At 74.5% G+C, this 19,776-nt stretch carries 17 protein-coding genes; 7 read left to right on the forward strand and 10 right to left on the reverse strand.

The features are described 5' to 3' along the window. Positions 1 to 20 precede the first annotated feature (20 nt). Genes DNK53_RS10440 through DNK53_RS10450 form a run of 3 tightly spaced genes read right to left on the reverse strand, consistent with a single transcriptional unit; the run spans position 21 to position 3,168 of the window. On the reverse strand, positions 21 to 1,394 hold the full coding sequence (locus tag DNK53_RS10440; protein ID WP_110182172.1) for an MFS transporter: 1,374 nt from the start codon (positions 1,392 to 1,394) through the stop codon (positions 21 to 23). Beyond that, the gene (locus tag DNK53_RS10445; protein WP_110182173.1) at positions 1,391 to 2,008 is read right to left on the reverse strand and encodes a flavin reductase family protein; all 618 of its coding nucleotides are present in this window, start codon (positions 2,006 to 2,008) and stop codon (positions 1,391 to 1,393) included. Before DNK53_RS10445 ends, DNK53_RS10440 begins: the two co-directional genes overlap by 4 nt. Further along, positions 2,005 to 3,168: an LLM class flavin-dependent oxidoreductase gene (locus DNK53_RS10450; protein WP_110182174.1), complete on the reverse strand. Its 1,164-nt coding sequence runs from the start codon at positions 3,166 to 3,168 to the stop codon at positions 2,005 to 2,007. The genes DNK53_RS10445 and DNK53_RS10450 overlap by 4 nt, the downstream gene beginning before the upstream one ends. 153 nt (positions 3,169 to 3,321) lie before the next feature. Here DNK53_RS10450 and DNK53_RS10455 point away from each other — a divergent pair, with 153 nt between their 5' ends. Continuing rightward, positions 3,322 to 4,248, forward strand: a complete 927-nt coding sequence (locus DNK53_RS10455; RefSeq protein WP_110182450.1) for a LysR family transcriptional regulator — start codon at positions 3,322 to 3,324, stop codon at positions 4,246 to 4,248. Between the two features lie 37 nt (positions 4,249 to 4,285). After that, complete coding sequence (locus tag DNK53_RS10460) at positions 4,286 to 5,263, forward strand: DUF4349 domain-containing protein (RefSeq protein WP_110182175.1); 978 nt, start codon at positions 4,286 to 4,288, stop codon at positions 5,261 to 5,263. Positions 5,264 to 5,276: 13 nt separating this feature from the next. On the opposite strand, the gene hemE is transcribed toward DNK53_RS10460, so the two are convergent. Next, positions 5,277 to 6,320, reverse strand: a complete 1,044-nt coding sequence (hemE, locus tag DNK53_RS10465; protein ID WP_239456471.1) for a uroporphyrinogen decarboxylase — start codon at positions 6,318 to 6,320, stop codon at positions 5,277 to 5,279. Positions 6,321 to 6,392: 72 nt separating this feature from the next. On the opposite strand from hemE, the gene DNK53_RS10470 reads away from it, so the two are divergent. Next, a complete protein-coding gene (locus DNK53_RS10470; protein WP_110182177.1) occupies positions 6,393 to 7,019 on the forward strand; it encodes a DUF3000 domain-containing protein in 627 nt (208 codons plus the stop codon). Next, positions 7,019 to 8,386: a ribonuclease D gene (locus DNK53_RS10475; RefSeq protein WP_110182178.1), complete on the forward strand. Its 1,368-nt coding sequence runs from the start codon at positions 7,019 to 7,021 to the stop codon at positions 8,384 to 8,386. The genes DNK53_RS10470 and DNK53_RS10475 overlap by 1 nt, the downstream gene beginning before the upstream one ends. Positions 8,387 to 8,390: 4 nt before the next feature. Here DNK53_RS10475 and DNK53_RS10480 read toward each other — a convergent pair whose 3' ends face one another. The 5 genes from DNK53_RS10480 to DNK53_RS10500 all read right to left on the reverse strand — a co-directional run bounded on the left by DNK53_RS10480 (position 8,391) and on the right by DNK53_RS10500 (position 15,707). After that, positions 8,391 to 9,779: an ABC transporter substrate-binding protein gene (locus DNK53_RS10480; RefSeq protein ID WP_110182179.1), complete on the reverse strand. Its 1,389-nt coding sequence runs from the start codon at positions 9,777 to 9,779 to the stop codon at positions 8,391 to 8,393. Positions 9,780 to 9,873: 94 nt separating this feature from the next. Then, complete coding sequence (locus DNK53_RS10485) at positions 9,874 to 10,407, reverse strand: type II toxin-antitoxin system PemK/MazF family toxin (protein WP_239456472.1); 534 nt, start codon at positions 10,405 to 10,407, stop codon at positions 9,874 to 9,876. A 172-nt stretch (positions 10,408 to 10,579) separates the two neighbouring features. Next, entirely contained in the window at positions 10,580 to 11,182 is a 603-nt protein-coding gene (locus tag DNK53_RS10490) for a hypothetical protein (RefSeq protein WP_110182180.1), read from the reverse strand. A gap of 135 nt (positions 11,183 to 11,317) precedes the next feature. Further along, a complete protein-coding gene (hrpA, locus tag DNK53_RS10495; RefSeq protein WP_110182181.1) occupies positions 11,318 to 15,226 on the reverse strand; it encodes an ATP-dependent RNA helicase HrpA in 3,909 nt (1,302 codons plus the stop codon). 40 nt (positions 15,227 to 15,266) lie between these two features. Next, entirely contained in the window at positions 15,267 to 15,707 is a 441-nt protein-coding gene (locus DNK53_RS10500) for a pyridoxamine 5'-phosphate oxidase family protein (protein WP_162599883.1), read from the reverse strand. 61 nt (positions 15,708 to 15,768) lie between these two features. Here DNK53_RS10500 and DNK53_RS10505 point away from each other — a divergent pair, with 61 nt between their 5' ends. Together DNK53_RS10505 and DNK53_RS10510 are read left to right on the forward strand one after the other, a co-directional pair. Next, positions 15,769 to 16,611: an SDR family NAD(P)-dependent oxidoreductase gene (locus DNK53_RS10505; RefSeq protein ID WP_110182183.1), complete on the forward strand. Its 843-nt coding sequence runs from the start codon at positions 15,769 to 15,771 to the stop codon at positions 16,609 to 16,611. A gap of 54 nt (positions 16,612 to 16,665) precedes the next feature. After that, a complete protein-coding gene (locus DNK53_RS10510) occupies positions 16,666 to 17,208 on the forward strand; it encodes a DUF402 domain-containing protein (RefSeq protein ID WP_162599884.1) in 543 nt (180 codons plus the stop codon). On the opposite strand, the gene DNK53_RS10515 is transcribed toward DNK53_RS10510, so the two are convergent. Continuing rightward, positions 17,186 to 18,496, reverse strand: a complete 1,311-nt coding sequence (locus DNK53_RS10515; protein WP_239456473.1) for a threonine/serine exporter family protein — start codon at positions 18,494 to 18,496, stop codon at positions 17,186 to 17,188. The genes DNK53_RS10510 and DNK53_RS10515 overlap by 23 nt on opposite strands. Before the next feature lie 82 nt (positions 18,497 to 18,578). Between DNK53_RS10515 and DNK53_RS10520 the strand changes: the two genes are divergently transcribed. Then, positions 18,579 to 19,709, forward strand: coding sequence for a glutamate--cysteine ligase (locus DNK53_RS10520; protein ID WP_204163853.1), 1,131 nt, complete (start codon positions 18,579 to 18,581; stop codon positions 19,707 to 19,709). Positions 19,710 to 19,776 lie beyond the last annotated feature (67 nt).

The raw sequence follows: 19,776 nt of genomic DNA on the forward strand, positions 1-19,776 counted from the left end.
CCCAATCTCTCAGACGCGGCTCACACCCTGACCGGGGGCTCGGGCGCCCGCCAACCGGGGACCGGAGCCTCCGCGCCGGGGCGCGCCCCGACCGCCTCGAGCGTGTCGAGGTCGAGCCCGCGCGTCTCGGGGAGGAACCGCGCGCAGGTCAGCGAGAGCGCCGCGACGGCGACGTTGTAGGTGGCCACCCACCACAGGGTGCCGTCACCGCGGGCGACCAGCCAGGCCGCGATCAGCGGCGTCAGCCCCGAGGCCACGATCCCGGAGACCTGGTAGAGCGTGCTGAGCGCGGTGTAGCGGTAGCGGGTCTCGAAGAGCTCGGACCAGAACGACGCCAGCGGCCCGTAGACCACGCCGTAGATCACGCCCAGCCCCACCACGAAGGTGACGAAGATGGCCGCCCGGCTCTCCGACTGGACCATCGCGGCGGCCGGGAAGGCGAAGAGCAGCGCGATCCAGGCGCCGAGCCGGTAGACGGGCTTGCGGCCGAGGCGGTCCGACCAGGCCCCGGCGAGCGGCACCAGCACCACGCCGAGGAAGGACCCGACCACGATCCCCTGCAGCGCCCAGTCGCGGGGCAGCCCGAGGTTGGTCACCACGTAGGCCAGCAGGTAGACGGAGAAGAGGTTGAAGGTGAAGCCCTCGACGAGACGCGTGCCCATCCCGAGCAGGAGCGGCCGCGGCTGGCTGGCCAGCAGGTCCTTCAGCGGCAGCCGGGAGACCTCCTCGGCCTCCTGCACCTTGGCGAAGGCCGGGGTCTCCATCACCGAGAGCCGGATCCAGGCACCGATGCCGAGCAGGAAGATGCTCGCCACGAAGCAGGCGCGCCAGCCCCAGGCGAGGAACTGCTCCTCGGGCAGCAGCCCCGCGATCGAGAAGGCCAGGGCGGCGAGGAACATCCCGCCCGGCACCCCGATGTGGGCGAAGCTGCCGAAGAAGCCGCGTCGCCGCGCGGGGGCGTACTCGACCGCCATCAGCACGGCGCCGCCGTACTCCCCGCCCACGCCGATCCCCTGCAGCACCCGGAGCACGACGAGCAGGACGGGCGCCCAGACCCCGATCTGGTCGTAGGTGGGCAGCAGGCCGATGAGGACCGTGCCGACACCCATGATGAGCAGCGTGAGCAGCAGCATCTGCTTGCGGCCGATCCGGTCTCCGAAGTGGCCGAAGACCACCCCGCCGAGCGGGCGGGCCAGGAAGCCGACGGCGAAGGTGCCGAAGGCGGCGAACTGCGCTGCCGGGCCGTCGAGGCCGTTGAAGTAGAGCTTGTCGAAGACGACCGCGGCGGCGGTGCCGTAGAGGAAGAAGTCGTACCACTCGATGGTGGCACCGACCGCGGAGGCGACCGCGACCTTGCGCGGGCTGGCGGTCGCCGCGCCGACGGCCGACCTCATGCCGCGTCCTCGGCGCCGCGCGCGGTCCCGGGCTCGGTCCCGGGCTCCCCGACGGGCTTGCGGACGGGCTCGCCGTTGATCCGCCCGTCGAGGGCGGCGGGGTCGAGGTCGTCGCGGTGCAGCCGCTTGAAGCCGCTCTCGTGGAAGACCAGCGGGGCTCGGTCGCCCTCGGCGCAGACGGCGTGCACGCGGAGCAGGACGATCACGTGGTCCCCCGCCTCGACCTCGGCGTGCAGCGAGCAGGTGAGGCTCGCCACCGCCTCGTCGAGCAGCAGCGCCCCGCCCGCGCTGCTGCGCAGCGCCAGGTCGTCGAACCGCCGGTCCGCGGGCCCGGCGAGCTGGCGGCAGAGCCGGTCGTGGTGGTCGGCCAGCACGCTGATCCCCAGCTCGCCCGCGTCCCGGAGCACCGGCCAGGTGTTGCTGGTCCGGGCGACCGAGAAGGAGACGAGCGGCGGGTCGATGCTCACCGAGGTGAACGAGCTGGCCGCGATCCCGACGAGCTGTCCGCCGACCCGGCCGGCGACGGCGACGACGCCGCTGGGGAAGGTGCCGAAGACGTCGCGCAGGACGCGCGGGTCCAGGTCGGCGCCCGAGGTCTCGGGGATGACGGTCATGCCGTCCTCCCCACGGTCGCGAAGGGCACGGCGGTGCCGCCGCGGACGGCGGGTCGCGGGTCCTTCCACAGGCCGCGTTCTTCGAGGATCGGCAGCACGCCCTCGCCGAAGGTGTAGGCACCCTCGAGGTGCGGGTAGGCGGAGAGGACGAACTCGGAGATGCCCAGGTCGGCGTACTCGGCGATCCGGTCCGCGACCTCCTCGTGGCTGCCGACCAGCGCGGTGCCCGCGCCGCCGCGGACCAGGCCGACGCCCGCCCACAGGTTGGGGTGGACCTCCAGGTCGTCGCGGGAGCCGCCGTGCAGGGCGAGCATCCGCTTCTGGCCCTCGGACTCGCTCCTGGCGAGCCCGGACTGGACGTCGGCCAGCGTCTGCTCGTCGATCCCGGCGAGCAGTCGGTCGGCCTCCGCCCATGCCTCCTCGGCGGTGTCGCGGGTGATCGTGTGCAGCCGGATCCCGAACCGGATCGGGCGCCCGTTCCGGGTCTGCTCGGCGTCGGCCAGCGAACGGATCCACTCGATCTTCTCCTTCACCTGCGCGGGCGGCTCGCCCCAGGTGAGGTAGACGTCGGCGTGCCGCGCTGCGACCGTGCCCGCGGCCGGCGAGGAGCCGCCGAAGTAGATCTCGGGGACCGGGTCCGGGATCTGCGAGAGCTTGGCCGCCTCGACCGAGAGGTGCTCCCCGGAGAAGTCGACGGTCTCGCCCTCCCACAACCGGCGGACGATGGTGAGGAACTCGTCGGCCCGGGCGTAGCGCGCGTCCTTGTCGAGGAAGTCGCCGAACATCCGCTGCTCGTGCGGCTCGCCACCGGTGACGACGTTGAGCAGCAGCCGGCCGCCGGTCATGTTCTGGAAGGTGCTGGCCATCTGGGCGGCGAGGTACGGCGCCACGAGGCCGGGGCGGAAGGCGACGAGGAAGCGGAGCCGGTCGGAGACCTGGCTGAGCATCGCGGTGGAGAGCCATGCGTCCTCGCACCAGGCTCCGGCCGGGGTGAGCGCGGCGTCGAAGCCGGACTGCTCGGCCGCGCGGGCGACCTGGCCGAGGTAGGGCACGTCGGCCAGGCGGCCGGCGGCGCCGGGGTTGACGCCGTGGCCGCCGCCGACCACGTGGCGGCCGTCGCCGCCGTTGGTGGGCAGGAACCAGTGGAACTTCAAGGACATGACTTCCTCCGACGGGGACGACTCTGGTTTGTCTAGTGGCTTAATTGACTTTAACCCTCCGGGGGCTCCGAGAGCCCCTCGCCGCCGCGTGGTTCCGCCGACAGGGCGGACGGGAAAACCTATTAAGTCACCTGTTTAGGTAGAGTTATGTCCATGCGCGTGGAACAGCTCGAGTGCCTCCTGGCCGTCACCCGTCACGGATCCCTGCGACGCGCCAGCGAGCACCTGCACCTCTCCCAGCCCGCGCTGAGCGAGTCGGTCACCCGGCTGGAGCGCGAGCTGGGGGTGACGCTGCTCGACCGGCGCCGCTCCGGCGCCCGCGTCTCCCGGGACGGTCGCGAGCTCCTCCCCCACGTCGAGGCCGTCCTGGACGCCGTCGTCCGGCTGCGCGAGGCGGCCGGCGACCGGAGCCTCGGCAGCCGGCTGCTGCGGCTCGGCACGGTCAGCACCGCCACCTCCACCCTGCTCAACCCCGTGCTCCGCCGGCTCGCCGCCGAGCACCCCGACAGCCGCGTGGAGGTCGTCAACGGCCGCCAGGACGCCCTGGACGAGCAGCTCCTCACCGGCAGCCTCGACCTCGGGCTCGTCAACGTCCTCGAGGGGGACGACCCGCCGCCGGGACTCGTCGACGCCCCCCTGCTCACCGGGCCCGTGGTGGTCGTGATGCCCGCCGACCACCCGCTCGCCGAGCGCCGGCTCGTCCTGGTCGAGGACCTGCGCGCCGAGCCCTTCGTGGCCATGCGCGAGGGCTACCTCATGCACCGCCTCGCGGTCCGCGCCTTCGAGGACCGCTGGCCCCGCGCCTGCGCCAGCACGGACGGTGCCGAGCTGGGCAAGGCGATGGTCGCCGACGGGGCCGGGCTCACCTTCCTGCCCCGCTTCAGCGTCGACGGGGACGCGCTGCAGCGTGCCGGCGCGATCACCCACCGACCGCTCGCCGGGCTCGACGTCCGCGTCCACCTCGTGCTGCGCACGCGCGTCCACGACCGGCGCACCCCGCACCTGGAGCGCCTCCACTCCCTGCTCCGCGAGCGGGCCGCGACCCTGTCGCAGCCCGACGCCGGCGACCGGATCGCCTGACGCGGAACCGCCGCGCCCGCGCCGACGTCGTACGGCCATGAGGACACGACGAGCGGGGCGGGCGACGGCCTCCGTCGCCCTGGTGACGGCGGGCCTGCTGCTGGCGGGCTGCGAAGCGGGAGGGTCGGGGGACTCCGCGGGCGGCGAGCCCTCGGGGCTCTCCGACGTGCGCGTCCAGGAGGACGTCGGGGCGGCGGACGACGCGGCGCCCGGCTCGGAGGGCGGCTCGGAGGGCGGGTCTGGCGACTCGTCCGACGCGGACCTCGGGCGGCAGTCCGCCTCGGGCGGCGGCACCCGGGTGGCCCCGGCGGTCGCGCGGCGGGCCGTGATCGCCACCGCGACGGTGTCGCTGGACGCCCCCGACGTGGCGAAGGTGCGCCAGGAGGTGCAACGGGTCGCCGACGCGCTCGGGGGCGAGGTCAGCGACGAGGAGGCGACCACCGACGAGGGCGAGGTGACCTGGGCCCGGATGGTGCTGCGGATCCCCGTCGACCGGTACGACGACGCGATCGGACGGATCGAGGAGTCCGGCCGCCTCCTCGGCACCGAGCGGACCACCGAGGACGTCACCACCCAGGTGATCGACAACGAGGTGCGGATCCGCGCCCAGGAGCGGAGCCTGCGCCGGGTCGAGCTGCTCCTGGACCGCGCCGAGCGGCTCGCCGACGTCGTCAGCGTCGAGGCCGAGCTGACCCGGCGGCAGGCCGAGCTCGACTCGCTCAAGCAGCAGCAGGCGTGGCTGGCCGACCAGACGTCGATGGCCACCGTGACCGTCCACGTCTCCCGGCAGGACCCCGAGCGGGAGCCGCTCGTCGAGGACGACGACGAGGGGTTCCTGCACGGGCTGGCCGCCGGCTGGCGGGGCCTGACCGGGGCGGCCGCCGTGCTCGCCACCGGCGCCGGGCTGCTGCTCCCGTGGCTGGTGGCGCTGGGGCTGCTGGGCGTGCCCGCCTGGTGGGCGGTACGACGCCTTCCGCGACGCCGCCGGGCGACCCCCGGAGGCGGCCCCGCCTAGCTGGCTAGAACAGCTAGCCCTCGACCGGGTAGGACTGCACGAACTCCGTCAGCCGGGCGAGCTGGTCGGGGTCGGTGGAGGGGATCACCCCGTGGCCGAGGTTGAAGACGTGGCCGCGCGCCGCGCGACCGGCCTCGATCACCTCGGCCGCCCGGGCGGTCATCACCTCGGTGGGCGCGAAGACCAGGGTCGGGTCGAGGTTGCCCTGGACCGCGCGGTCGCCGACCAGCTCGATCCCGCGCTCCAGCGGGGTCCGCCAGTCGATGCCCACCACGTCGGCGCCCGCCTCGCCCATCAGCGGCAGGAGGTTGGTGGTGCCGACCCCGAAGTGGATCCGGGGCACCCCCAGCTCGCCGGCCTCGGCCAGGACCCGGGTGGAGTGCGGCATGACGTGCTCGCGGTAGTCGCGCGGGGTCAGTGCCCCGGCCCACGAGTCGAAGAGCTGGACGGCGGAGGCGCCGGCGGCCACCTGGACGCGGAGGTACTCCGCGGCCATCCGGGCGATCTTGCGCATCAGCGCGTCCCAGACCTCCGGCGCCCCGAACATCATCGCCTTGGTCTTCGCGTGCTCCTTGGACGGGCCGCCCTCGACGAGGTAGGAGGCCACGGTGAACGGGGCCCCGGCGAAGCCGATCAGCGGGGTGCCGCCCAGCTCGCCGACCAGTCCCTGCACCGCCTGGGTGATGAAGGGGACGTGCTCGGGGGTGAGGTCGGGGATCGCCTCGACGTCGGCGAGCGTGCGCACCGGCTCCGCGACGACGGGACCGATGCCCGGCTTGATGTCGAGGTCGACGCCGACCGCCTTGAGCGGCAGCACGATGTCGGAGAAGAAGATCGCGGCGTCGACGCCGTACCGGCGCACGGGCTGCATGGTGATCTCCACGACCAAGTCGGGGTCCATGCAGGACTCCAGCATCCCGATCCCCTCGCGCACCCGCAGGTACTCGGGCAGGGAGCGGCCCGCCTGCCGCATGAACCACACCGGGGTGTGCGGCACGGGCTCGCCCCGGACGGCCTTGAGGAACGCGCTGTCGCGGAGTGCAGGGGTGGTGGTCACGCCCGCGATCATCGCAGGTCAGGCGGCGTGTTGGCACATCGCAGCATGCGCCCCCGACGTAGGTTGGCGGTCATGGTCGTCCACTCCGAGCCCCGCTCCGGCGCGGCTCCGGCGGAGGTCCCGGCGTCGTTCCGGGCCGCCGTCGCCCAGCTGCGCGGGGCCGCGCTGCGCCCCGAGGTCTCCTGCGAGGAGATGCCCGCGCCCCAGCGTATCGCGCCGTGGTCCTCGGCCCTCAGCGCCGACGTCACGGTCGCCGACGAGGAGGTCGCCACCGGCCGCCTCATCCTGCTGCACGACCCCGACGGCAACGACGCGTGGAACGGCACCTTCCGCTGCGTCGCCTACGCCCGGGCCGACATCGACCCCGAGCTGGTCACCGACCCGATGCTCGGCGCCGTCGGCTGGAGCTGGCTGGTCGAGGCGCTCTCCGCACACGGCGCCCGCTGGGGCGCGGAGTCCGGCACGGTCACCCGCGTCGCCTCCGAGAGCTTCGGCGGGATGTCCCACGAGGAGGGCACCGCCCAGCTCGAGGTGCGCGCCTCCTGGACCCCCGCAGAGGACGAGGACGGCCACCTCGACCTGGCCCCGCACGTCGAGGCCTGGGGCGAGCTGCTGTGCACCGCCGCCGGGCTGCCCCCCGTCCCCGAGGGCGTGACCGCGATGCCGAGCCGGCGCGGCCAGCGGGGGCCCGGCGCCTGATGGCCGGCGAGCGGACGAAGAGGTCCGCGGAGGACGACGCGCCGACCCCCGAGACCCAGGGAGAGGTCCCGGGCGAGGCCCCGGCCGACGACGCACCCGAGACGGAGCCGGCTCCCCTCCTGACCCTGCGCGACGGCGTCCCCGACGTGGTGGACACCCCCGAGGCGCTGGAGCGCGCCTGCGCGGCGCTCGCCGCCGCGACCGGGCCGGTGGCCCTGGACGCCGAGCGCGCGTCCGGCTACCGCTACTCCAGCCGCGCCTACCTGATCCAGCTGCGCCGTGGGGACTCCGGCACCTGGCTGGTCGACCCCATTCCCTTCGGCTCCCGGCTCCCCCAGCTCGCCGACGCGCTCGGCGACGAGGAGTGGATCCTCCACGCCGCCACCCAGGACATCCCCTGCCTGCGCGAGCTCGGGCTGGAGCCGCGGCGGCTCTTCGACACCGAGCTCGCCGGCCGCCTCCTCGGCTACCCCCGGGTCGGCCTCGCCACCCTGGTCGAGCAGATCCTCGGGCTGCGGATGCGCAAGGAGCACTCCTCGGCCGACTGGTCGACCCGCCCGCTGCCGCGCCCCTGGCTCGAGTACGCCGCGCTCGACGTCGAGGTGCTCGTCGAGCTCCGCGACCACATGGCCGCCGAGCTCGTCGCGCAGGGCAAGGACGGGTGGGCGGAGCAGGAGTTCGCCCACCTGACCGGCTTCCGCCCGACGGTCCGCGCCGAGCCGTGGCGGCGTACGTCGGGGCTCAACAAGCTGCGCGGCCGCCGCGCCATGGGCGCCGTTCGCGAGCTGTGGGAGGCGCGCGACGAGATCGCCCAGCAGCGCGACGTGACCCCCGGCCGGGTGGTCCCCGACTCCGCGCTGGTGGCCGCCGCCACCGCGATGCCCACCGACCGCCGCGCGCTGCTGCGCACGCCCGGGTTCCACGGGCGGGGCGCCGAGCGCTACGCCAACCGCTGGGTCGCGGCGCTGGAGCGCGCCCGGGAGATGCCCGAGTCCGACCTGCCGCAGCGCTCCCCGCGCCCCGACGGCCCGCCGCCCCCGCGCGCCTGGGCCGAGCGCGATCCCGCCGCCGACCGCCGGTTCAAGGCCGCCCGCGAGGCGACCAAGGCCCTCGCCGAGGAGCACGGCCTCCCCGTGGAGAACCTGGTCAGCCCCGACCCCGTCCGCCGGGTGATGTGGGCCCCGCCCACCACCCGGGAGCCCGAGGCCCTGGCCGCGGAGCTCGCCGCCCAGCTGGCCGACCTCTCGGTGAGGCCCTGGCAGGTCGACCTGGTCCTCGACGCGCTCGTCCGGGCCGTGCTGGCCGGCGACGTGGAACCCGACCCCGAGCCCGACGCCGAAGCCGACGCCGGGCCGACGGCCGGCTGAGCCGCTACTCCCCGCCCTCGGGCGCGGGGGTCTCCTCGGCCGGCTCCGACTCGACCTCCTCGGGGTCGAGCACCTCGCGGGAGGCCTCGTCGGCCGCCTCGGTCACGGCGTCCAGGTCGAGGTCGCCGGGCTCGGTGAGCAGCTGGAGCAGGAACGGCGCGACGGCCCGCTCGAGGTCGTCCCACGACTCCAGCAGCGGCGCGATCGCCATGCCCCGGACGGCGGTGTTGAAGACCCGGCTGCGGCCCGGCTGGCGGCCCGGCTGGAGGAAGACGTCGGAGGCGGCGACGGCCAGGTTGGCCGGCACCATCGCGCCCTCCTGGGCCACCCGGGCGGTGGCGTCCTCGCCGACCGCGTAGGCGATCAGGTCGGCGGCCGCTGCGGCGTCCTTCGTCCGCGACGACAGGCAGAGACCGGTGACCTCGCCCACGGTGCTCGCAGCCTCCAGCGTCGGCATCGACATCACGTTGAAGTTGAGCCCCTCGACCTGCCGCAGCTCGGGCACGAGGTCGCGGTGGCCGGCGATCATCCCGAGCTTGCCGCGGCGGAACCACTGCAGCGGCGTACGACGCTCCAGCTGCTCCTCGGTCAGCGTGAGGCTCGGGTCCCGCAGCACCGCGAGGGTCTCCTCGAGCGCCGCGCGACTCTCGTCGGAGGAGAAGGACAGCGAGGTGGGCGCTTCGTCGTCGTCGAAGACCGCGCCGCCGCCGGACTGGACGAAGGGCGCCAGGCCGCGGACCGTCGGGTCGATGTGGACGCCGCTGGTGCCCCGGGCGGGGCGCGCCGCGAAGTCGGCGGCCGCCTCGAACTCGGCCAGCGACCAGCGGTCCCAGCGCGAGGAGACGTCGAGGCCGCGGCGTTCCATCTTGTCGAAGTCGACGAGGTCGGTGTTGAGGAACATCACCATCGGGGAGACCGAGTAGGCCATGCACTGCAGCTCGCCCTCGAGGCTGAAGGACTCCACCGCGTCGCGGGAGAAGTCGTCGCCGAAGTCGACGCCGCGCTCGTCGAGCAGCTCGCTCACGGGGCGGACCAGCTCCTCGCCGAGGAGCTGGTCGAGGTCCTGCCGGACGGCCATGAAGACGTCGGGCGTCTCCCCTCCGGCCATCGCCTCCACGGCCGAGTCGTGGTCGGGCCACTCCACCAGCGTCACCTCGCCGCTGTCGTAGGTGACGTTGAACTGCTCCACCACGTCGGCCCAGGCGGCCAGCTCCTGCTTGCTGCCGTAGACGCCTAGCGTCAGCGGGGTCGGCTCGGCCGTCGCCTGCGGGGTGGCCGGGGTGCTCGACCCGTCGGGACGGGCGCCGGGGCCGGGGTCGTCGCCCGTGCACCCCGCCGCGACCAGGGCGAGGCTGAGCAGGGCGCCCACCAGGGCGGGACGACGGGACGACATCGGCGGGACTCCTCGGGTGCGCGACCAGGGCGGCCGCGGCGGCCGCCCGCGCCTGCGGCGCGCCCGCCACCCTAGCGACCGCGACCAGCCCGGCTCAGCCGAGGTCGTGGATGCGCCGCGCCTCCGAGACGACCATCTCGAAGACCTTCGGGTCCAGCGCCGCACCCTCGCGGCGGATCGAGGCGTCGTCGAGCCTGATCAGCCGGTCGAGCCGCACCTCGCTCGGGCGGCCCTGACGGTCCCAGCCGCCGGTGCCGACGTCCATCCAGTGCCGGCCCCACCGCGCCTCGTCCTCGGCGTCGCGGTCGTGGTCCTGGCTGCTCAGCATGAGCCCGAGCCACTCCCCGTCGTGGTGGGCCAGCAGCAGCACCGGCCGGTCCTTGCCCTGGCGCGGATCGTCCTCGTAGGGCACCCACCCCCACACGACCTCGCCGGGGTCGGGCTCGCCGTCGACCTCGGGCCCGTAGGTGACCACCGGGCCGCGGGGTGCCGGCGTCCCCGTCCGGGCGCTCGACGACGACCCTGCGGGAGACCCCGTCGGCCACCCCGGCGCGGTGCCGGTCGGCCGGGACCGCCGTACGGCGTTCTTCTGGACGAGGACGTCGAGCGTGCGACGGAGGAGACCCATGGCGGCCATGCTAGGCCGACCTGCGAGGGGGTGCGCCGGACCGGGAGCGCCTCACGGCGCGTGGCCGCTCGTGGCGGCTTATTTCGGGACCCGGGGCTGCCGCAGCCCGGCGCACCACCGTCGCCCAGTGTAGTGGCGCACCGACTCCTCGACGCGGGATCTCCCCAGCCCGTCAGGCGAGCTCGCCGCGCATCTCCAGGTGGGCGGCGGCCTCGAGCTGCTCGGCCAGCGTCAGCATCCTGGTCGCGTCGTCGTGCGGGCTGTCCCGCTCGGCCAGGGTGGCGCGGCCGACCGCGACGACGTGGGCGAACGCCGCCGCCCGGTGCAGCACGTCGGCGAAGTCGCCGCGCGAGATCCCGCGGAGCACGTCGTCGACCATCCCCCGGAGCTGCTCGACCCCCGGCGGGTCGGCGACACCCGCGACGACCCGGGCGAACGGCGCGGCCGCCCGGCCGGCCTCGAACTCCGCGGCGACCTGCTGCGGCGTCCGGTACACCCACGAGCGGAGCAGGTAGAGCCGCCACAGCGCACCGGCCAGCGAGTCGGCCGGCGAGCCCGCCCAGAGCTCGGCGAGGACCTCGAGCCCCTCGGTGTCGGCCAGGCGCACGACCCGCTCCGCCACCGACGCGTCGTCCGAGGCGCGGGCCCCGCGCACCAGCAGCGCCGCCGCCCGGTCGGCCGCCTCCTGCAGGAGCAGCGGGTCGGCCCCCGCCTCGAGCCCGGCGAAGAGCTGGTCGCCCGGCATCATCGGGCGGTGGTGGGGTCGCTCGGCCATGCCCGCCAGCGTACGACCGGGGTGCAGGGATCCCCGCTCAGGCGGGGAAACTGGTGGTTGGCGCGGCTTGCAAGGGGCACGAACCTCAGCGATCCCCGGCTGAGCGGGGATTCGTGGGACGCGTGGGACGGGCCGTCAGGTGGCGGCCAGTGCCTTGCGGATGCGCTGGTCGGAGACGGGGCGGGCGGTCCCGAGCTGCTGGGCCCAGAGCGAGACCCGGTACTCCTCGAGCATCCACCGCACCTCGCGCAGCGCCTCTCCGGGCGGGCGGCCGGGGGGCAGGGCCTCGAGCTGGTGGAGGTGGGCGGCCTGCAGGTCGGCCACCTGCTCCATCAGCTGGCGGTCGCGCGCGAGCTGACCGGCCAGCTTGTCCCGCCGCTGCTCGAGCGCCGCGAGGTAGCGCGGGTAGTGGCGCACCTGCCGCATCCCGGCCTCGCCGAGGAAGCCGCGGTGCACGAGCCGCCCGAGCTGGGCGCGCATCTCGGTGAGGGCCGGCAGGGTGTGCAGGTCGGCGCGGCCCGACAGCGCCTTGTCCGCCGCCCGCCACGCCGCGAGCACGCGGACGACGTCGTGGACCCCGGCCGCGAGCGCCTGCTCCAGGTCGCGCCCGGCGACGGCCACCAGGGCGTCGAACGCGGCCGCGTCCCGCACGGGCGGGTGGGCGTCGACGACGTCGACCAGGACGGCGGCGCGCAGGTCCTCCAGCAGCTCGCCCACCGAGGGGTACGGCGACGCCGCCAGGCCGAGCTTCTCGGCGTTCGACAGGCCGTCGAGGAGGCGGGCGGTGCCGGGCAGCGCCAGCAGCAGGAGGCGCCGTACGCCGAGCCGGTGCCGCGCCGCGGCCTCGTCGGCGGAGCCGTGGACCCCGAGCCCGACGGTCCCGCCCTCGTCGTCGAGGGCGGGGAAGCCGCGCACCTCGTGGCCGGCGCGACGCTGGGTGAAGGACTCCTCGAGGGTGCCGAACGTCCAGGCGGTCTGGCCGGTGGCGGTCATCCCGGTGTCCTGTGCCACCTCCGCGACGGCGGCGGCGAAGGCGGGTCGCAGCGGCTTCTTCAGCGCCTCGAGGTCCTTGCCGCGGCCGGCCTCGGCGCCGTCCTCGGCGACCACCCGGAAGGTGGGACGCAGGTGCTCGGGCACCTTGGCCCAGTCCCACGCCTCGCGGGGCACGTGCACCCCGGTGGTCGCCCGCAGGTGCCGCTCGAGCGCGTCGAGCAGCGGTTCCTCCCCCGGCGGCACCGCGGCGAGGAACGCCTTGGCGGTGTTGGGCGCGGGCACGAAGGAGACCCGCAGGTTCTTGGGGAGGCTGCGCAGCAGGTGGGTGACGAGCTCCTCGCGCAGGCCGGGCACGAGCCAGGAGAAGTCGTCGGCCTCGACCCGGTTGAGGGTCGCGACCGGGACGTCGATCGTGAGGCCGTCGTCGGCGGCCCCCGGCTCGAAGTGGTAGCTGATCGGGAAGGTCAGGTGGTCGCCGTGCCACTCGGTCGGGAAGTCGGCGGCCGCGACCTCCTCGGCGGTGTCGTGGGTGAGCATGTCGAGGTCGAAGGTGAGCAGGTCGGGGCGCTGCCGCCGCTCCTGCTTCCACCAGCTGAGGAAGTGGGCGCCGCTGACCACCTCGGCGGGGACGCGGGCGTCGTAGAAGTCGACGAGGGTCTCCTCGTCGACCACGATGTCGCGGCGCCGGGCGCGGTGCTCGAGCTCCTCGGCCTCGGCGAGCCGGGCCATGTTCTGGGTGTAGAAGCGGTGCCGCCCCGACGCCAGCTCGGCCCACTCCCCCTGGACCAGCGCGTGCCGGATGAAGAGCTCCCGGGAGACCACGGGGTCGATCCGGCCGTAGTTGACGGGCCGGTCGGCGACCAGCGGGACGCCGTAGAGCGTCACCTTCTCGAGGGCCGTGACGGCGGCCCGCTTCTTGGACCAGTGCGGCTCGCTGTAGGTCCGCTTCACCAGGTGGGCGCCGAGCCGCTCGGCCCACTCGGGCTTGATCGCGGCGTTCTGCCGGGCCCAGAGCCGGCCCGTCTCGACGAGCTCGCCGGCCATGAGGAACGCCGGGTTGCTCCCCTTGAGCACCGACCCGGGGAAGATCGCGAAGCGGGCGCCGCGGGCGCCGGCGTACTCGCGCATCGGGCGGCGGCCGGAGCCTGCGGCCTTCCGCTGCCCTGACCCTGTCGAGGGGTCGCGCTCCTCCAGCGCCCCGATGTGCGAGAGCAGCCCGGAGAGGAGCGCCTGGTGGATGCCGTCGGCGTCGGGCACGTCGGCGGGGCGGCCGACCTCGATCTTCATCTCCTTGCAGACCTGGCGCAGCTGGGACTCGAAGTCCTGCCACTCCCGCACCCGCAGGTAGTTGAGGAACTCCCGCTTGCACATCCGGCGGAAGGCGCTGGAGGAGAGCTCGCGCTGCTGCTCCTTGAGGTGGCGCCACAGGTTGAGCCAGGTGAGGAAGTCGGACGACTTGTCCTTGAACCGGGCGTGCAGCTGGTCGGCCTGCGCCTGCTTCTCGGCGGGGCGCTCGCGGGGGTCCTGCAGCGAGAGTGCCGCGGCGATCACGATCACCTCGCGCACGCAGCCGAGCCGCTCGGCCTCCAGCACCATCCGGCCCAGCCGCGGGTCGATCGGCAGCCGGGCCAGCCGCTGGCCCAGCCTGGTGAGCCTGGGGCCTCGGTCTCGAGACGCTCGCTTCGCTCGCTCCTCGACCCGCGGAGCAGGGCGTCCGGGGCCGGTGGCGAGCGCGCCGAGCTCCTCAAGCAGCTGGACGCCGGCGGCGACGTTGCGCTGGTCGGGCGGGTCGACGAAGGGGAAGCGGGCGAGGTCGCCGAGCCCCAAGGAGGTCATCTGCAGGATGACCGAGGCGAGGTTGGTGCGCAGGATCTCGGCGTCGGTGAACTCGGGGCGGGACTCGAAGTCCTCCTCGGAGTAGAGCCGGATCGCGATGCCCTCGGCGACGCGGCCGCAGCGGCCGGAGCGCTGGTTGGCCGAGGCCTGGCTGATGGGCTCGATCGGCAGCCGCTGCACCTTGGTCCGCGCGGAGTAGCGCGAGATCCGAGCGACGCCGGTGTCGACGACGTACCGGATCCCAGGCACGGTCAGCGAGGTCTCCGCGACGTTGGTCGCGAGGACGACGCGGCGCACCGTCGCCGGGTGGCTGGAGAAGACCCGGTGCTGCTCGGCCGCCGAGAGCCGCGAGTAGAGCGGGACCACCTCGAGCCGGTCGGAGCCGAGCGCCCCCAGCGCCTCGGCGGTGTCGCGGATCTCCCGCTCTCCGGGCAGGAAGACCAGCACGTCGCCGGGCCCCTCGCGGGAGAGCTCGCGCACGGCGTCGAGGATGGCCTCGGTCTGGTCGCGCTGGACGGCCTCGCCCTCCTCGTCCTCCTCGGGCAGCTCGAGCAGCGGCCGGTAGCGGACCTCCACCGGGAAGGTGCGGCCCGAGACCTCGACGACCGGCGCGGGCCGCCCGTGGCGGTCGGCGAAGTGCCGGGCGAAGCGGTCGACGTCGATGGTCGCGGAGGTGACGACCAGCTTGAGGTCGGGACGGCGCGGCAGCAGCCGCTTGAGGTAGCCGAGCAGGAAGTCGATGTTGAGGCTGCGCTCGTGGGCCTCGTCGATGATGATCGTGTCGTAGCGGCGCAGCATCCGGTCGCGCTGCAGCTCGGCGAGCAGGATGCCGTCGGTCATCAGCTTGACCCGCGACGAGCGCGAGGTGCGGTCGGTGAACCGCACCTGGTAGCCGACGAGGTCGCCCAGCTCGGTGCCGAGCTCCTCCGCGATCCGCTCCGCGACCGAGCGGGCAGCGATCCGCCGGGGCTGGGTGTGCCCGATCAGACCGCCGGTGGGGCGCCCGTCGGCGTCCTCGGTGCGGCGCCCGCGGCCCAGCTCGAGGCAGATCTTGGGCAGCTGCGTCGTCTTCCCCGACCCGGTCTCGCCCGCGACGATGACGACCTGGTGGTCGCGGATCGCCTCGGCGATGTCGTCGCGACGCTGCGAGACCGGCAGCTCGGCCGGGTAGGTGATCACCGGCTCGGCGGCGGCGTCGGGCGCGGGTGAGGACATGGTGCCCCCATTGTGCCCGGGCGGTGGTCCGCGGAGCCGCTCAGCCCTCGTGCGGGCCGGGCACGACCGGGTGCGGCCAGTGCTCGCTGCCGACCCGGCGCCCGGTGACCTCCTCGGCGTGGATGCGCAGCAGCATCGACCGGTGCCCGCCGGCCCACGGCCGGGGGCCGTCGCCGGGCTGCTCGAAGACCGCCGCCGACTGGTCGAGCACCCGCTCGCAGCGGCCGAGCACGATCACGCTCCAGCCACGCATGCGCTCCCGGTCAAGGTGGTCGACCTCGAAGGCGACCGAGGCGCCCGGGGCGTAGGTGGCCAGCTCGGAGTAGGAGGTGGTGCGGACCTCCAGCACGCCCTCGCGGACGACGTAGTTGACCGGCACGATCCGCGGTCCGCGCGGGGTGGTGAAGGCGACCCGACCGACCACGTCCCCGCGGAGCAGCTCGCGGCACTCGTCGACGGAGAGCTCGACCACCTCGTCCATGCTCCCCATCGTGGCACGCCGGTGCCGTCCGGGCGAGGGGTCGCAGCGCTAGTGTCGCCGCATGAGGACTCTGGACGGCAAGGTCGTGGTGATCACCGGCGCCGCCTCGGGCATCGGCCGGGCGCTCGCCGTGGAGGCGGCGGGGCGCGGGGCGTGCCTGGCGCTCTCCGACGTCGACGAGGCGGGGCTCGCCGAGACCGGGCGGCTGGCGCAGGAGGCGGGGGCGCGCGAGGTCCGCACCGACCGCCTCGACGTGGCCGACCGCGCCGCCTGGACGGCGTACGCCGACGCGGTCGCGGAGCACTTCGGCCGGGTCAACGCGCTGGTCAACAACGCCGGGGTGGCGCTGGCCGGCGACTTCGCCGACCTCGACCCGGGCGACATGGAGTGGATCATGGGGATCAACTTCTGGGGCGTCGTGCACGGCACCAAGGCCTTCCTGCCCCACCTGATCGCCTCCGGCGACGGCCACGTGGTCAACCTCTCCAGCCTCTTCGGGCTGGTCTCGATGCCGGGGCAGAGCATGTACTGCGCCGCCAAGTACGCCGTCCGCGGCATGTCCGAGGCGCTGCGCGAGGAGATGATCGTCGCCCGCCACCCCGTCCAGGTGACCGTCGTCCACCCGGGCGGGATCAAGACGGCGATCGCCCGCAACGCCCGGGTCGCCGACCCGGACGACAAGCAGCGCACCGCCGACTTCTTCGACCAGAGGCTGGCCAAGATGGAGCCCGCCGAGGCCGCCCGGATCATCGTCAGGGGGATGCTGGCGCACAAGGCCCGGGTGCTGGTGGGGGCCGACGCGCACGCGCTGCACCACCTGGCCAAGACCACGGGCGCCCGCTACCAGGACCTCGTCGCCCGGGTCGCCCGGCGGGCGCTGCCCGCGCGCACCAAGGTGGTCTGAGCCGTGGCCGCGCCGCGGCCCGCGCGCCCGGCCGGCTCGCCGGTGCGCTGCGCCATGACCAAGTGGGGCGACCGGCCGCACTGGACCTACGAGGCGCTCTGGCTCGGTTGCGACGAGCACGGCGACTGGGTGGGCGTCCCCCGCGGCACCCGCTTCACCCGGCCGGGCCACACCTTCGTCGGGCCCAACGAGCAGGTCGTCCTGGTCCCCCGCCCCGCCGACGGCGACCCGACGGCCTGGTCGCTGGCGACCTTCCACGGCCCCGGCGCGGGCTCCCTGCCGCCGCTGGGCGGCGTGCCCGTCGCGCTCTACGTCGACGTCACCACGCCGGCGACCTGGGACGGCGGGACGCTGCGCGCGGTCGACCTCGACCTCGACGTGCTCGCCGGGGACGACGGGCGGGTGCTGGTCGACGACGAGGACGAGTTCGACGAGCACCGCGTCGCCCTCGGCTACCCCGACGAGGTGGTCGAGGCGGCGCGGGCGGGCTGCGCGGCGGTGCTGGCGGCCGTGCGCGGCGGGCACCCGCCGTACGACGGGGCGCACCGCCGCTGGCTCGACGCGCTGGCGGCGCTCACCGCTTCTGGCGCGCCCTGAACACACCCACCAGCCGGGGGCCGGCGAGCCGCTGCTCGAGCCGCCTGGCCTCCCGCTTGACCGGCTGGGCGACGTACTCGCCGAGGATCACCCCGGAGGCCAAGGCGATCGCCACCGACGCGGCGGTCACCATCGCCAGCAGCCCCTGGGAGACCGCGGCGCCGCCCTCCCCGAGCAGCGACAGGCCCCGGTAGATCGACAGCCCCGGCAGCAGCGGGACGATCGCGGAGACCACCACCACCAGCGGCGGCACCTTGACCCGCCCCGAGACGGCGTAGCTGACCAGCCCGATGAAGAACGCCGCGGTCGCCGCGGCCCACGGGCGCCCGGCGTCCGTCTCGTCGACGATCCGGAAGATCGCCGCCGCCGTCCCGGCCACGACGGCGATGGGCAGCAGGATCCGCTTCGGCGAGTACGCCGAGTAGGCGAAGGCCGCCGCGCACAGCGCCGCCCCGAAGGAGAGGACCCCGATGTCCTGCCAGCCCGAGGCGCCGGGCTCGAGCTGGCCCACGTCGACCCCCAGCATCCCGCCGACCGTCAGGCCCCCGCTCACCCCGGCGATGATCCCCGCGGTGGCCAGCAACGCCTCGATGATCCGCGCGCCGGCGGTCACGTAGAAGCCCGACAGGGCGTCCTGGAGGGCGCCCATGAAGCCGATCCCGGCCAGCAGCATGATGATGTTGGCCGTCACCACCAGCGACGGGTCGACGTCCATCCCGGTGGCGGCCGCCCCGACCGCGAAGAGGGTGGCCACCGTCCCGCCGGCCACCTGGAGGTAGAAGGTGGGCAGCCGCCAGCGGGCCAGGAAGAGCTGGACCCGGTCGATCGTCGCGGCGGCCACGAAGGCGATCGCGACCACCAGCGGCCCGCCGCCCAGGAAGAGCGCGACCGCGGCGCACATCACCCCCGTCCCGGCCGTCACCGCCCACCGCTTGCGGTGGTGGCCGACCGAGACGATCGTCGCCATCCGGTTGCGGGCCAGGTAGAGGTCGAGCTCGCCGCGCAGCAGGTCCCGCACGAGGTGGTCGACCTGGGTGAGGTCCTCGTAGTCGATGTCGCGCTGCTTGATCTGGCGGATCATCAGCAGCGTCGGCATCGCGGCGTCGTACTGGTAGCCCATCGAGACCTGCGTGAAGGTCACGTCGATGTCGGTGTTGCGCAGCCCCAGGTGGTGGGCGACGGCGCCCATCGTGGCGGTCACGTCGGCCGCTCCCGCGCCGTTGGCGAGCAGCATCTCGCCGATCCGCAGGCACAGGTCCAGCGTCAGGTTGAGCTCCTTGACGTCCACCTCAGCACTCTGGTCCGGCACGGCGGCCATGGTGCCACGCGCGTCGTGGCCCGTCCGGGGACGCCCCGCCTACTCTGGCGGTGTGCGCATCGACTTCCACGGCTCCCCGGAGCCCACGCTCGGGGTGGAGTGGGAGCTCGCGCTGGTGGACCGGGAGTCCCGGGACCTCGCCAACGCGGCCGCCGACCTCTTCGCCCTCGCCGGCCCCCGTCTCGACCACCCCGAGCGCCTCCACCAGGAGCTGCTCCGCAACACGGTCGAGGCGGTGACGGGGATCTGCCACACGGTCGACGAGGCGATGGACCAGCTGCGCGGCACCGTCGACGTGGTCGCCCGCGCCGGCGACGAGCTGGGGGTCGACCTCTTCGGCGCCGGGGCCCACCCCTTCGCCAGCTGGTCGGCGCAGCAGATCACCGAGGGCCACCGCTACGAGGAGCTGATCAACCGGACCCAGTGGTGGGGCCGGCAGATGCTGATCTGGGGCGTCCACGTGCACGTCGGGCTGCCGGAGCGGGAGCGGGTGATGCCCGTCCTCACCGGGCTGCTCAACTCCTACCCCCACCTGCTCGCCCTGTCGGCCTCCTCGCCGGTCTGGGCCGGCCAGGACACCGGTTACGCCTCCAACCGGGCGCTGATGTTCCAGCAGCTGCCCACCGCCGGGCTGCCCTTCCAGTTCCAGCGCTGGTCGGAGTTCGAGGCCTTCGCCCACGACCAGCTCGTCACCGGCGTCATCGACGAGCTCGACGAGGTCCGCTGGGACATCCGCCCCGCGCCGAGGCTCGGCACGCTCGAGACGCGGGTCTGCGACGGCGTCTCCACCCTCGACGAGCTCGGCGCCCTCACGGCGCTCGTGCACTGCCTCGTCGTCGACCTCGATGCCCGGGTCGCCGCCGGCGAGTCGATCAGCACCATGCCGCCGTGGCACGTGCAGGAGAACAAGTGGCGGGCCGCCCGCTACGGGCTCGACGCGATCATCATCCTCGACGGCGACTCCCGCGAGCGCCTCGTCACCGACGACCTCGCCGACCTGCTCGAGCGGCTCGAGCCGGTCGCCCGCCGCCTCGGTTGCGCCGACGAGCTGCGCCGGGTCGCCGACATCCCCACCCGCGGGGCCTCCTACCAGCGGCAGCGCGCGGTCGCCCACGAGTCGGGCGGCGACCTCGTGGCCGTCGTCGACTCGGTCGTCACCGAGCTGCGCAGCTCGCTGGCCTGACGGCCGGCCCCGCCTGGCGGACGGCTCCCGCAGACCCCTCCTGCGGGGCCCTCCGCTGTGCCATGCT

The organism is Nocardioides solisilvae (assembly GCF_003194625.1).
Taxonomy (GTDB): domain Bacteria; phylum Actinomycetota; class Actinomycetes; order Propionibacteriales; family Nocardioidaceae; genus Nocardioides; species Nocardioides solisilvae.

Coding starts and splice junctions, on each gene's coding strand:
- DNK53_RS10440 (WP_110182172.1), bottom strand. CDS start 1,394: ATGAGGTCGGCCGTCGGCGCGGCGACCGCCAGCCCGCGCAAGGTCGCG.
- DNK53_RS10445 (WP_110182173.1), bottom strand. CDS start 2,008: ATGACCGTCATCCCCGAGACCTCGGGCGCCGACCTGGACCCGCGCGTC.
- DNK53_RS10450 (WP_110182174.1), bottom strand. CDS start 3,168: ATGTCCTTGAAGTTCCACTGGTTCCTGCCCACCAACGGCGGCGACGGC.
- DNK53_RS10455 (WP_110182450.1), top strand. CDS start 3,322: ATGCGCGTGGAACAGCTCGAGTGCCTCCTGGCCGTCACCCGTCACGGA.
- DNK53_RS10460 (WP_110182175.1), top strand. CDS start 4,286: ATGAGGACACGACGAGCGGGGCGGGCGACGGCCTCCGTCGCCCTGGTG.
- DNK53_RS10470 (WP_110182177.1), top strand. CDS start 6,393: ATGGTCGTCCACTCCGAGCCCCGCTCCGGCGCGGCTCCGGCGGAGGTC.
- DNK53_RS10475 (WP_110182178.1), top strand. CDS start 7,019: ATGGCCGGCGAGCGGACGAAGAGGTCCGCGGAGGACGACGCGCCGACC.
- DNK53_RS10480 (WP_110182179.1), bottom strand. CDS start 9,779: ATGTCGTCCCGTCGTCCCGCCCTGGTGGGCGCCCTGCTCAGCCTCGCC.
- DNK53_RS10485 (WP_239456472.1), bottom strand. CDS start 10,407: ATGGGTCTCCTCCGTCGCACGCTCGACGTCCTCGTCCAGAAGAACGCC.
- DNK53_RS10490 (WP_110182180.1), bottom strand. CDS start 11,182: ATGGCCGAGCGACCCCACCACCGCCCGATGATGCCGGGCGACCAGCTC.
- hrpA (WP_110182181.1), bottom strand. CDS start 15,226: ATGTCCTCACCCGCGCCCGACGCCGCCGCCGAGCCGGTGATCACCTAC.
- DNK53_RS10500 (WP_162599883.1), bottom strand. CDS start 15,707: ATGGACGAGGTGGTCGAGCTCTCCGTCGACGAGTGCCGCGAGCTGCTC.
- DNK53_RS10505 (WP_110182183.1), top strand. CDS start 15,769: ATGAGGACTCTGGACGGCAAGGTCGTGGTGATCACCGGCGCCGCCTCG.
- DNK53_RS10510 (WP_162599884.1), top strand. CDS start 16,666: ATGACCAAGTGGGGCGACCGGCCGCACTGGACCTACGAGGCGCTCTGG.